This is a genomic window from Bradyrhizobium embrapense (assembly GCF_001189235.2).
GTDB classification, from domain to species: domain Bacteria; phylum Pseudomonadota; class Alphaproteobacteria; order Rhizobiales; family Xanthobacteraceae; genus Bradyrhizobium; species Bradyrhizobium embrapense.
Genome location: NZ_LFIP02000007.1, coordinates 250345 through 263740 on the forward strand (window position 1 = coordinate 250345; position 13396 = coordinate 263740).

9 protein-coding genes and 1 pseudogene are annotated in these 13396 nt (G+C 57.9%); 3 read left to right on the forward strand and 7 right to left on the reverse strand.

Annotation, left to right across the window (positions count from 1 at the left end; all coding sequences use genetic code 11):
• Positions 1-192 precede the first annotated feature (192 nt).
• The 3 genes from AKN83_RS38795 to AKN83_RS28345 form a co-directional block, all read right to left on the reverse strand.
• Complete coding sequence (locus AKN83_RS38795) at positions 193-609, reverse strand: hypothetical protein (RefSeq protein ID WP_128089458.1); 417 nt, start codon at positions 607-609, stop codon at positions 193-195.
• Positions 610-1182: 573 nt separating this feature from the next.
• Positions 1183-1389, reverse strand: coding sequence for a cold-shock protein (locus AKN83_RS28340; protein ID WP_050399875.1), 207 nt, complete (start codon positions 1387-1389; stop codon positions 1183-1185).
• A gap of 224 nt (positions 1390-1613) precedes the next feature.
• Positions 1614-3242, reverse strand: coding sequence for an acyltransferase family protein (locus AKN83_RS28345; RefSeq protein ID WP_050399876.1), 1629 nt, complete (start codon positions 3240-3242; stop codon positions 1614-1616).
• Positions 3243-4204: 962 nt separating this feature from the next.
• On the opposite strand from AKN83_RS28345, the gene AKN83_RS28350 reads away from it, so the two are divergent.
• From AKN83_RS28350 to AKN83_RS38805, 3 genes are all read left to right on the forward strand, one after another.
• Positions 4205-6445, forward strand: coding sequence for a tetratricopeptide repeat protein (locus AKN83_RS28350; RefSeq protein WP_050399877.1), 2241 nt, complete (start codon positions 4205-4207; stop codon positions 6443-6445).
• A gap of 357 nt (positions 6446-6802) precedes the next feature.
• Positions 6803-7981, forward strand: coding sequence for an MFS transporter (locus tag AKN83_RS28355; RefSeq protein ID WP_050399878.1), 1179 nt, complete (start codon positions 6803-6805; stop codon positions 7979-7981).
• Positions 7982-7997: 16 nt separating this feature from the next.
• On the forward strand, positions 7998-8363 hold the full coding sequence (locus AKN83_RS38805) for a DUF3088 domain-containing protein (protein ID WP_050399879.1): 366 nt from the start codon (positions 7998-8000) through the stop codon (positions 8361-8363).
• A 13-nt stretch (positions 8364-8376) separates the two neighbouring features.
• Here the strand turns inward: AKN83_RS38805 and AKN83_RS28360 are convergent, their stop codons facing one another.
• From AKN83_RS28360 to AKN83_RS41805, 4 genes and pseudogenes are all read right to left on the reverse strand, one after another.
• Positions 8377-9348, reverse strand: coding sequence for a LysR substrate-binding domain-containing protein (locus tag AKN83_RS28360; RefSeq protein ID WP_050399880.1), 972 nt, complete (start codon positions 9346-9348; stop codon positions 8377-8379).
• 588 nt (positions 9349-9936) lie between these two features.
• On the reverse strand, positions 9937-12078 hold the full coding sequence (locus AKN83_RS28365; protein WP_050399881.1) for a prolyl oligopeptidase family serine peptidase: 2142 nt from the start codon (positions 12076-12078) through the stop codon (positions 9937-9939).
• Between the two features lie 700 nt (positions 12079-12778).
• Entirely contained in the window at positions 12779-13021 is a 243-nt protein-coding gene (locus AKN83_RS41800; RefSeq protein ID WP_347336841.1) for a hypothetical protein, read from the reverse strand.
• An 89-nt stretch (positions 13022-13110) separates the two neighbouring features.
• Positions 13111-13308 (reverse strand): annotated as a pseudogene (locus AKN83_RS41805) (trehalose-6-phosphate synthase); the annotation flags it as partial.
• Positions 13309-13396 lie beyond the last annotated feature (88 nt).

Genomic DNA, 13396 nt, shown 5'->3' on the forward strand with positions numbered 1-13396 from the left:
CCCTTCAATGCCCCGCTCCTCTCCTCTGAGGCCTCCAGGTCCAGCACAGTGACAGGAGCCAAATCTGTCATGACATTATTGAGCAACAGATCACGCGCAGGGCTTTCTCCATCCGGATGGCATTTTTGCCAAGTTAAGCGCCGCGCGCCTCGCCCCCGGTGCGGGTGACAGTTAAGTTAAGACAACCCTGCTTCATGCTGTTCGTCGACTGGATCGACCTTTCCTGCGGCGTCGCCGCGAGCTCTGATGGCGACTGCGGGGAGCAATAAGTGAATTTGTTGGATCGGTGACCGCTTGCACAGGGACTTCGCTGGATGAGGGATCGATGGTCGATCGAAGCGGCTCTCTTCGAGCGGCGACCGCCCTTTCGAGTGCAGACAGGAATTGCCGCCCCTCTTGTGTAATTTCCCAGCCGAGAGCATCGCGAAAGACAAACTTTGCCGAAAAGATATTCAGATCCGGAGCATGTTCGGCCAACCGCTTCATGCGATCGGTCCAGTCGCGGCCGCTGTTCATCAGGATCTCCACGGCGCGTCGGACTTCGGCAACAGAGGCCCGCCCGGTGGGCTGACCGGCCAGCACTTTCAGGACGGTCAGTTGGAAGGACACCTGCCGTGTCTCCGCTGGGCTGTGTGTGCAGTTCCCGTCCAATGGTTCAAGATCAGGGAAACGTCGTCAACAACGTGCCGCCGTTAACCTCAACTATATTGGCTAACTACGAGCGCCGGCGTCCTGGGATTGCTCGCCGGCTGATGCGCGAGGAGTCCTCGAGCGGGCACGCTATCAGCACGCCGCAGGCTCGTATCGTCCATAACGGACGAACTCGCCTCGGTGCGCTCGTTTTAGAATCGACAGCACAAGCTTTGCGTCGGCCGGTGCAGCAAGTTGCTACAAGGTCATGCGCGGCGTACACCTCCTGGCCCGCTGGGCAGGAGTGTACGGTTCGGACATTCATGGCACCGAGGATATTGTGTCAGGTCCATACTGCTCCAAGGTGGGCAGAATCCGGAACTGCTGTGGCACCGGCGAGCAATGCCTTGAGTGAAGCCGCCACGGGGCTTGCGGCAAAGCCTCAGTTGGAAGCGACGGTCGTAAAGGACCGCCCGGCGCACCAGATACAAGGCATCGCCGGACAGGCGCGAGATCACAAGTTGCCGAAGGCAGCCCGGAGGTGCACGTCAGTCAGCCAACCCGAAGATCCTCGGCTGACGTCTTACCCGAGCGCCCGGCCTTGAGCTCGTAACTGACCCGAGCCCCCTCTTCGAGGGTGCTGTAACCGGCCTTTTCCACGGCACTGATGTGCACGAACACATCGGCACTTCCGTCCTCCGGCCGAATAAAGCCATAACCTTTGCTGGAATTGAACCACTTCACAATACCCATTGCCACGGCAGCATCTCCATCAGTTGAACCTTCGTGATCTAGCTAAGAGTCTCGCAGCCATCAAGATGGGCGGCAAAACGACGCTCGTCCTCCGCGACAGTCACGTCCGCAACTTTCTTGCCCGATGACTGAGATGTTGAGTCTTTTGTGCAGCGGCCGACAGCAACACCCTGACGTCGCAGATCCTCGCTTCAGGGGAGCGGGATTCGGATGGCCGTTCAGCCTGCGGCTCAATCATCCCGCGCCACCTTCTTACAGGAGTGCTGCAGGGCCGACGACGTAGCATCCGCATCCGGAGCCGAGCTGGAGTGAATGCTGCGATCTCCCTTGCAGAACCAGGCGACGGCAAACTCCTTTGCGCAATCCGGAGCAGGATCAGAAATCCGCACGGCATCTGCACGAAACGTACACTCGCTCTTACCATTACACGCTTCTGCAAGTGCATCCGTGGTGTTGCCGCGCGCCGACATCCAGCGGCAATTGCCGCCATACGTGCCGGAAACGACCGAAATGCCCGATTCCGTGATGACATTCCCGGCCGCACCCCGCAGTGCATACGCGGCCGCCGCACCAACAAGTGCGGCAAAGCCGACACTTCCCAATCGCACCAGGAGCCTGCGCTGTTCCGCCGAGGCCGCCTGATAGGCACCGCGAATTCGCCTGCGGGCCGGTACCTCGAAGCCGAAATGCAACAGGATCGCGGCGCAAGTTGCCAGGGCGAAAGCGAGAGCGAACGCACCGAGATGTCCAAGGAGTTGGATCGACGTTTCCCAACGCACCACCGGAAAACGCCGGAAGATGATGATGTGTATAAGATAAAGGGCAAAGCTGGCCTCGCCCAGAAAGACAAGCCACCTTGCTGACAACAGCCGTCCTGCAGTGCTAACGGGATGTGCCGCCGCGACAAGGATGAGCGCCACCGGCGCCGCCAGGGCGATATTGTTGCGTGCAATATCGAACAGGCTCATGGAAGCCCCAAATGGCGACTTGTGGGCGGTAAACCAGAACACCCAACTAATCGCGCCGACGCCAACAAATGCCGCGATGTCGAGCAGAGCACGAGACGGCCTGAAATCCTGCTCCGACCCCACTTCATGGAGCCTTGCCAGGCAACAGCCGAGAACGAACTCCCACACCCTGCAAAACGGCGAAAAGTAGACGATCCAGAGGATCAGCGTGTTCTTCCAGTTCGGTAGAGCCGCCTCTGTTCCATAGGCATGAAGCGCAAACAGGTTGATGCGGCCCTGCAACATGAGCACCGCAAGGTCGATGCCAAGCTCGATTGAGACGGCTCCGACGGCGCAAACAACCGCGGCGGGCACAGTTCTGATCCGCGCAAGCAGAGGGCAAACGAGTGGAAAAACGAGATAGAAAAACCACTCGGTGCTCACCGACCAGGAGACGATGCCGACCTCCTCGTACTGCCAGACGGGAGCTACACCGGCGATATTTGCGAAAAACCAGGTTTGAACCAGCCCGAGTTGAAACGGGACAAGGTGCGTTGAGAATCCTTCGGCCGGCGCCTCGGTTCCGAGGAGCCACGGCCAGACAAACGGTCCAGTCAGCAATTCGACGAGAAAGAGAACAACAAACAGAGGATAGATTCGCGCTATGCGCGCCACGAGAAAGTCCGGGATCGCTTTCCGCGGGCTCCTCACAATCGAGCTGCCATAGTTATATTGAATGACAAAGCCACTCAGCGTGAAGAAGACCGACATTCCGAGCAGGCCGAGTGTCCCGACGCTGATATCGAGTCCGAGGCTCGGTCCTTGCAAGAACACGCTGCCGCCGTGAGACAATGCGACCGCTGCCGCCGCGACAAACCGGATACCGGTCAGTGCGGGTATCTGCTTAACCATCGATGTCGCTCGTCATTTGCGAGTGGGTACAAATCCTGGGCGATCGATGGCGCCAAAGGCACGCAGCTGGACACGCGCTAAAGGCAGGGAAGACTGATCGCATCACGCGAGCGTGCGATGCGATCATTCAAATTCCACGGAAGCTCAATTCGGTTATCAGAGCGCTCTCGCACCTTATTGGTAGGCAGGCCAGCGCTGAAACTCTGACTTCTGGTAGGGCGGCTCAGATTTTAGATCCATATTCCGACCGGTTCTGGCCAAGCTATGTCCCCAGACTGTCATACTTGAACCGCGCCATTGTCTCACCGGAAGCCTTCCTGAATAAGTTGGCGCCAGCTGCTCCCTCTGCGAAGGGAGCTTGGGGCACCAGGTACCCGATGAGAGCCCAGGTCAAAGCAACATGCTCTCGTCTCGGGCAGTCTCACAACGGATACATGCACCAGTTCACGTCCTGTGTGGGGACCGCGAGGCTATCATCAGCCAGCCACACTAGGAGATTCACGTGCAGCAGCGGAGCTGCACAAGGTGCCTATTCTCGTGACACTCCTATTCTAGCGGCGAGGCGCATCCGGCCACCAGCCGGCCCAAGGCAGCCCGGATTGAGATTGCTAACTGAACGCATCGCAAACGGAATGGGCAGCCAATCCGAGCCGCGCGTTCAATCTTTTTGACAGCGACTGCCAAGGAATCTCGCTGCGGATTGGTGCAAAACTTTACTATTCTTGTCCGGCACGGCTGGCCGCACTTTCGCTTGGGCCTGGCGTGCGAGAGAAGGAAAGGAACACGTGATGAAAAAGAAGATCGCTGAGATCAAGACCACGATCCGCACCACCACTCCGTACACGGGTACGCTCTAGGTTGGTGCGGCAGATGCCTTGGATGCATCTACCTGATGAGAGTATAGCGGCATCGGAGGGTGGTCGTTTCGGCCACCCTCTTTTGCGACAGTTCGGGAGAGTAAAATGGTTGATCTGATCCAACAGCGCGTGGTTTCAGCCATATCAGCATCCGTCGAGCTCAGTGCGATCACTATTTTAAAGGCGGAAGCGGGCATGGCGCCGCTGCCGACGATCAAATCGGCACTCACAAGCTCCAATTCTAATTTCTCTATCACTGACGGCGACTGGCGGACCGGCGGCTATCTTGCCGGACTGCAAGCGCTCATTGACGCCGAACTAAGGTGGGCCAAGGAAAACAGGCCCAAACTGGTTGAGGCGGCACAACAATCCTTGAAGCGGCTATTCCCCCTCCTAAACAGCGACGCCTTTACCGTGCCGAAGGATCTCACCAATACCTCGAGCAAGGAGGAACGCACCCGATTCTATCATCATGAATATCAAAACAAGCTCCTGGTCGGACTAGCCGAATTCCTGATCAACTGCGCCCGACAGCTCAACGAGCGTCACATCATCGTCATCGATCGCGCGGCGGCCCTGTCCGGTTCGGCCAAGAACCTGATCAAGCTGCTGGTCAGGCTGGACGACGATGCGCGGCTGTTTCGGTTCGTTCTGATCGATTATGAACAAAGGCTCTATTTCCCGGATGCCAGCGAGGTTCATTTCGGCAGATATAGCTCGCAAGAGCTGGGGCCAACCTTTGATCCGGATCTTCCCGCGGAGAAGCACCGGCAGATCTATGAGGCAAGTGGCGGCAACCCGTTGATTGCAGAGGCTTTGAGCAAATGCACAGCGGCAGGATTACCAGTCGTCGGCTATCTCGACCCGACCGCGACCGTGGATCTCTATCTGGCCAGCCTCAACACCGGGGAACGGCATAGCCTTCTCAAATCTTACATTGAATCCGATTGTACCACGCCCGATTTGATCGCGCAGCGAAACTATGCAACCTTCGAGCCGGCGACCGCAGATCATCTGCACGAGCAGCTGCACGACGCGTGCCTGGAGCGCTATCTGGCAGGCAAGGCGCCTCTCGTGATGCTCCATGCGCTATCGGTACGGGACAAGTACAAGCGTCTAGAGCTGCTTGCAGAGCCAAGTCAGATCCTCCAGAGCATTGGCCTGTACGATCTCTGGTTTGGCTACTTCGGGGAAATTTTCGCCGACCCTGCGCTTCGCACCTACGGCTCCGGGGATGCCGGCGTGAACGCCGCCTTCATCAACGCGGCTTTTGTGCTGTACTCGCTCGGCTGCGGGCGGGTCTCGGTTCCCTATTTGGACGAATTCTACAAAACGTTCCCAAAGAGCCGATACACACCAACGGTTCTGTATGCCCAATCGATGACGTATGGACGCTACCAGCAGCCGGTCAACCTCACGCTGGCCGAAGAGTACGCGTTAAGGAACCTGGAGACCATCGAGCGGGATTTCAGGGAGCACGACAAGTACGACTACATCAAGGTGTTTGCAGAGAACGCCTATGCTTACATCAAGGCCAAACAGCAGAAGTACGACGAAGCCCTCGCGCTTTGCGCCGAAGGCCTTGGCAAGATGCTCAAGGCGTATGGCGACGAGCGATTCAAGCTTCACCAATCGATTTTGATCTACAACACCAGCCAGGTCTATGAACTCATCGACGAACTTCCTCGGGCTGAGAAGCAGTTGCGTGAGGCCATTGCGTATGATCCCTACTATGGAGAGTATCATAATGACCTGGGCAACCTGCTTTCGAAAGTGGCTGGAAGGGAAGCTGAAGCTCTGGAGGCCTATGGGCGCGCCATTGAACTTTGCCCACCCTATTATGAGGCTCACCTGAACAGGGCCGCACTTCACAGCAGAATGGGGGATGCCGCTGGCGCGCTGGCCGATCTCGACAGGACACTTGTCATCAAGCCAAACGAATGGCGAGCTCATTTCGAGAAGGGCAACATCTTGATGCGGCAGGACAGGCCTAAAGCTGCTCTGGAGTCTTATCTAGCGGCGGCCGAGATCAGTCCCAAAAACCCCGACCTACAGAGCAATCTCGGCCTCGCCTATTCCGAGCTTGGCAAGGCGCACGAGAGCATCGCACACTATGTTCGAGCCCTTGAACTCAACCCTCGGCATGCGCTCACCCACAACAATCTCGCCATCGAGTACTTCAACGAGGGCCGGCCGGATATTTCATTGAACCATGCGACGGTCGCTGTCGAGATCGGGGGCGATCCGGACTACCTCCTCACCCGCGAGCACATCGAGAAAAGCCTGCAGGCTGACCTTGCCTCGCGCCGGGACCGAGCTACTGCATCTTCCGCGAAGCCTATGTGAGCTTGCGGCTCACGGCACTCTTGCCATTCGAGCAGCGTGAGACAGGATCGCTCAGGAATTGATGGCTGCATCTCAGAGCTTCGGCTCGGTCTAGCGAATGCTTTCGCGGCGGCCGCCGCAACACAGACTGATCGGCAAGCGACGCGCCTTGGCCGGTCTTATCGCGAGTGACCGAACGCCACAAGAGGTACAGGGAGGTAGATAGGTAATAAGATGCCTTTTGCCAAGCCGTCTATTGCCAGAGCGTTCATCGTTGGCTTGCGGGCTCATCGCACCGATGTCGCATCCCGAAGCCAGTGCCATCTACCTGTCCCTCCGCGTCAAGCGATCCGAAATCCTCGATGAGCTAAGTCAACAATGAGCGGATGGAGCACACGGCAGTTCATCTATCTCTCGCATTTGATCATCCAGATCGGCGGCTGGGCGTTCCGTATCGGCATCCTGATCGGCCTTCTGCAATCCGGCATGAGCGCCGCGGGTCTCGGCATCGCGGTCACTTTTGCGCCGATCATGCTTGGTAGCCTCTTCCTGTCGCCGTTGGTCGACAGGGGCGATCCGATCTCAGCCATGATGATCGTCAATGCCGTTCGCATCTGCGCGCTGCTCGCCATCTTCGGCAGCGACGGAGCCGATTCGTTTCTGAGCTATGCTGCAATGGCCGTCCTGAGCCTGGTCCAGCCGGTCTATTTGTCCGCAGAGATTGCTTTCTTTCGTCGTATCACATCGGAAGACGGCATGATCTCGGTGCTGCGCAATATCGCCAATATCGACTGGCTGACCTATCTCTTGGGAATGTTTGCAGGTGCCATGTTGTCCGACCAATTGCACTTGCCTGGCGTTTTGGCCTTCAATGTATCAGCGATCATGCTGTCATTGGTCGTGCTCCTTGGCATCAAGCAGCAGTTCAGAAGGACGCCAGCCGTGCTTGAGGCGCGCCCCTCCGGAACGGTGCTGGACTTGGCACCCCTCTATCCCGCATTCTTGGCTGTCTTTCTGCTCAACCTCGGCGCCGGCATCATCAACGTCTATCCTGCGATACATGCCACAGCTGACGGGGTTCTCGACAAAAACGTACTACTGACGATCGTCATGGCTAATGGCGTATTGGCCTTGCTGGGCGCGCTGGCGGTCAAGCCGATTTACGACCTGCTGGGCGCTTTGCCAACTATTGCCGGAGCCGCGATGCTGCTTGCGGCATGCCTTGCAATGATGTCACTCGATGCCGGCCTGACTTTGGTCATCGTGTCCAGCAGCGCAATGCTTGGTTTCGGCCAGATATTTGCGGCTGCCGCTCACGCGCACATGGTTTCTTCAGTGGCTCCGGACCGTGCCGGTCGCCTCTCCGGGCTATTTCAATGTTGCACCTATAGCGGCGTTGCGGCAAATGGCATTGCCTTGTCGCTTCTAGGTGATTGGCTTGCTTTCGGCACGATCGTTCTCCTATGTGCGGCGAGCGCATTTGTTGCCTTCGCCGTTGCGACCTTCGCGGTGGTCAGATCAATGGATTCTCAAACATCACGTCCTGCCGATCGCTAGATCAGGGATCCACACCATGCCATGGGATCAGCTGCTCCTTTTAGAACGCCCTTTTTCGGATCCGGCCTTGCCGGGACGACAATTCTACTGCTGGCAATGTTTGCTATTGGACGGGCTGCTATCCGCGTTTCCAAGCCACGCTGCGAGGCTGGACGTTCGTCGGATTTCGTGGGCGAGACCACGAGCCGCGCTCATCGAGAGGCTTGGGCAGGATCATCAATCCGCGCCGGTTCTGATTTTGGAAAAGGAAGGCCCTTTACCTGAGAATGCGAAGTACGCGAATGGGCTCGCCTATGTCGACGATGTGTTTGCAATCCTTGATCTTCTGGCTGCGCGCCACGGATTTCCGGCGCCTTACGCTCGAACGGTCGGCACCTTGTAGGCCATGCTGGTCATCAACGACTCGATGCCAGCAGGAACCGATCGGGAATCTTCAATCGAGCGGCTTGCTTGATCTGCCGGGTTGGAGCTCCGAAAGCCGATGGCTGATGATCCCGGCCCAGTAGTTCTGACAGCGCCCAGCTCTCAAACTGTTTGACAGCCGCGCTATTGCGAGCTTGTCCGTTGACAAACATGTAGATTGAGCGATTGACCGGCACGAAGCCGAACGGAGCCACCAGCTCTCCTTTCTCAAGGTTGCTTCTGACCAGAAGCTGCGAGGATATTGCGGCTCCCAGCCCACTTTTTGCTGCCTCCATAGTCAAAGAGAATGTATCGAAGACGACCTTGCGCGATTCTTGCAAGCATATTGCAGCTGCGCTGGCCCATTCGCTCCAGGCGTCCAGCCTGTCGGCCTCGTGCAACAGTGAGAGCGACAGAATATCTTCCGGGTTTTTGATGGCCTCGAGCGCAGCTGGCGCACAGACTGGGCCAATCATCTCATTTGAAGCGTGCACCTCGCGGTCGGGAAAAGGCCGCTTCAGTGGGCCGGCGACAAACAATACGTCCAACGCACCAACTGCGAGCGCGTCAAGATCGGCTTCGGTTTCAAAGACAAGGTCAATGTCCGGATAGAGTTTGCGGAATCGACCGATACGGGGCAACAGGCCGTGCGACAGAAACGTGGTCGAGCACCCGACCACGACGGTGGGCCCCGCATGGCGTCTTCGTAGCTCGTAGCATCCCTGCTCGAGCATGGTGAACGCGCTCGCGCAGCTGCGCTTGAGCTGTTCGCCGTCGGATGTCAGTCGCACGCCCGAACTATGGCGCACGAATAGTTTCCTGCCGAACCAATCCTCAAGCAGGCGCATTTGGTAGCTTACCGCGCCGGTGGTCATGTTTAGCCGCTCGGCTGCCCTTGAGAAGCTTGGAAACTCGCTGACTGCCTCAAACAGATGGAGGCTTTTCAGGATCGGTAGCTTGCGCATTTTTCTTTCCTGCCTCCCACTGGGACAGCTGTTGTGGAGCCCTGCACTGCGGGCCGATTTTTTCAGGCACGACGACCGCCGTCGCTCGCCGCCGGAAATGGCCACGAACGAGACCTCCTAGGTATTGGCCCTGTCAGGGCGAACTCAAAACGACCTGGCTTCCTGCCCAGCCGGTTGACCAGCCGTCGATCTAGGCACAAACCCTTCAGATCCGGTGCCCTTAGGCACAGTCAGATTCCATATTCGGTGCAGGGTTCATCGCTGCGCGATCTCTCAAGCAAAGCCAAAACCGGGCTTGAGATTTAGAACGCCAACTCATGGCCATCTGGCTCAGCAAAAGGTCGATCCTTCATGAGAAGGCGCATTACCAGTCATATTGCATGACTGCTCGACATTGCGGGCTTGCGTTCGAGCACCTCCAGCGTTGTAGGAATTCGTCCAGTCCCGTTAAACTCTGCAACATCAGGTCCGTCGATTGGCTGGATCTTGGCATCGCTTCGCATCTCGGCTCGATGATTCAGCCGGCGGGCGCGGTAACCAGGGATCGTGAATGGTCTGGAGCCTGGTTCGATTGGTCCGTCCGCCGGTTTATTCAGAACAAAGCCGCCTCGAGGCATAGGTGTATTCAAGGGCTAGTCGACGCGCCGTTTCGATGAGGTTGGCCGCCGCGCTGTGCCCCCCATCGATGTTCTCGTAATAGAAGTAAGGCTGGCCCAGGGCGGCGAGCCTTGCTGCAGCCTTGCGACCGTGCGCGGGATGCACACGATCGTCCTTGGTGGAGGTCAGAATTAAAGGCGCGGGGTATGGCTTGCCCGGCACCAGTTTCTGATAGGGCGAGTAGCCTTCGATCCACGCGCGTTGCTCGGGAAAATCGGGATCGCCGTATTCGCCGATCCAGGAGGCGCCGGCGCCCAATTTGGTGTATCGAAGCATGTCGAACAGCGGCACCTGAATGATCGCCGCGTTGAAGAGCTCGGGACGTTGGGTGATTGCGGTGCCAACGAGTAGCCCGCCCTGGCTGCCGCCAATGACGCCGAGCCGGCGCGGACTTGTGATCTTGCGGCGGATCAGGTCCACGCCAACGGCGATGAAATCATCCCACGTCGTCTGCTTCGCCGCCCGCTGGGCTGCTTGATGCCATTGCGGGCCAAACTCGCCGCCCCCGCGCAGATTTGCAACGACATAGGCATTGCCCTGTTCGAGCCAGAGCCGTCCCACAGGTCCTAGATAAGAGGGCAGCAGCGAAGCTTGGAACCCGCCATAGCCATAAAGAAGGGTCGGAATGGCGCCGTCAAACCTTCCGTTTTTCGGCCGCACCAGGGAATATGGAATTGCCGTGCCATCACGCGAAATCGCTTCGAACTGCTCTACGACATGCTCGGCGGCATCGAAAGCAGTCGGTGTCGTCTTCAATTCCTCGAGTTTTTGAGTTTCGGCATCAAAATACCAGAGCGACGTTGGCCTGAGATAGCTTGAGACGGCGAACATGGCCTGGTCCGCCTCGTCGGAAGCGGCTGTCACGCTGACATTGGTATGTTCGGGCAGCTGGATCGGCGTCGCCGACCAGGCTCCCTGATCGTACTTGTAAACGAACGCTTTGCTTTGAACGTTATCCAGGATCGTCAGGATCAACAGGTTCTTTGTGAAGCTTAGCCCGCTCAGGGCCTGACGAGGCCTAGGTTTGAAGACAAGCGAGGCTTTGGCGTTCAGTGGATCCTGTTTCCATTCAGTCAGGTCATACGAAATCACCGAGCCGGCACTGAAGCTGACATCACCCGACGGCGTCCACTCCTCGTCAAGTTTCACAAGCAGGCGATGATTCACGAGGCCTACGATCTCCGCTTTCTTCGGCAGATTGAGTTTGACGACCCCATCGGGGCGGAAGAGCACGTACTCATGCTCGAAAAACCCGATCGCTCGGATGACCCCGGTCGCATGAACATGACCTTCATTGTCTCGAAGCACCAAGGGCACCGCCTGAACATCGTTCGGTTCGCCGCGAAAGACCTCGCGCGCCTCGCTGAGCGGCTGAGCGCGTTTGAGCTCCTTGACCACAAAGGGGTAGCCGGCCTGCGTCAAGGAGCCCTCGCCCCAGTCCCGTGCAACAAGGAGCGTGTCCCGATCGACCCAGCTGACGCTTTGTTTGCCCTCTGGAAGATAAAAGCCGTCCGCAACGAAGCGCTTTGCCTCACGGTCGAACTCGCGTAGGAACGCGGCATCCTTGCCCCCGTCTGAAAGGCTGATCAGGCAGAGGCGCTCTTCAGGCGGAAGACAGCTGGCGCCTTGAAAGATCCAGTTCTTGTTCTCGGCCACCGCCAAGGCGTCCACGTCAAGGATGGTTTCCCAACGAGGGTCCTGGCGACGATAGCTTTCAAGCGTGGTGCGCCGCCAGATGCCGCGCACATGATCCTCATCTTTCCAAAAATTCTCCAACCCGTGACGTCCCAGGGAGACATATGGAATTCGATCCTTGGCCTGCAAGATTGAGAGCGCCTGTTCGTAGAAACGGTGATAGCGAGGATCTGATTGGAGCACGCCGAGTGTTTTCTCATTCTCGGCACGGGCCCATGCCAATGCGCCCTGCCCTTCGATCTCCTCGAGCCAGAGGAATGGATCCTCAGTGACCGCTGCAGCCTTTCGCTCCTCTGAAAGTGAACGCTCCTGTGAAAGCGCAGCGGAGGTGAAGCAGGCAATCGAAAGCAGCGCTGCGGAGAGGACTGACGTGTTCATGGACTTGCTCCGGCTGAGGTCGTGCGGCCACGCGGGCCTGGCGCGTCAAGCAGAAGCTGCGGAAAGCATGCAACGCATGACATGGCTCGGCTCGCGCTATCTCGCGGACCGTCCTCTGCAAGCTGCATGCCGACCTAAGCGTCCGCAACTTTCAGCCGCTTAGGGCTGCACGACGATGTCCGCTTGTCGACATTGGTTGCCAAGCAGACAGGGCGATGTTGGCGAGACCGAGTGTGAGACAGCACCGTCGGATCTTTTGCGGCCAAGTTCCGGAACAGCTCGTCGTTGGAACGCTTACCTCCAAATGCGAGGTACAATCTTCCGCGCTATTTCATCGGGCAGACTTGTCGACGCGCGCCAGCATGACATAGAGCAGTACGTTGATCAGCAGCCAGATCGCGATCAAGCTGAGGGCAGTGCGCATGGCGATCTCCAATTCGGGACTGTAAGGATCCGCTGAGACGTTCCGTTCATCATGCGGGCCAGCGCGGGCCGAAAGCACCGCGCCAGCCGCCAAACCTGTATTGTGCCGCTCGCCTGCACCGGCAGCGCAATCCGCCATGTGCTGTTCGCCCCGTCAGACCTCCTCGGCATCGGACTGTTAGGCGAGCAGAACTAGGCGAAGCTGTCCGGTGCAGGCAGGACCCACAGTCTGTTCTGCGTATGCATCAGTGGAGCCGCCAGCGCCTCACTGCTTGACTCAACATTTGCATAGGCGGCCTCCTTCAAGGCGGCATCCCCGCGGTCGACATCGTTGAAAGCTTAGAAGCTGATTGAACCCTTCGACCCGCTTGTCGATACCCTTCGTGTAATCGAGCCGGCCCACGCCGATCGCAAACTTGGATCCCTCGAAGTTTTGCAACAGTGACGAGACTTTTTCTTGCTCTGCAGGAGAGAGAGCTGCGGCGAGATAGTCTGCGAACTGCTTGGGATCGATCCCGATTGGGAACTTTTAAGTCGCCTCTGACCGCGCTCTGTGGTGACGACGTCATCCGTGGTCTCCAGTCCGAAATGGGTTCGGAGATACGCTGAGTAATTGTTCAGATCCCGGTTCGTCTGGAATCCGAGCAGGTCATACTTCAGCGTCGACTTCATCAGTTCGCGATGATTGGGGAGGCGCTCGACCATGTCGGGCTCGGACCACGGCGTGTGAAGGAAGAAGCCGGTCGGCCGGTCGATGCCGAGTTCATGCAGTCGGGCTCCGAGCGGGAGCAAATGATAGTCATGCACCCAAAATGCGTCCCGATCCGTACGTCGAAGACGGCACGCGCAATAAAATCGTTGGTTCTCTCATAGCTGTCATAATCGTCTTGCGAGA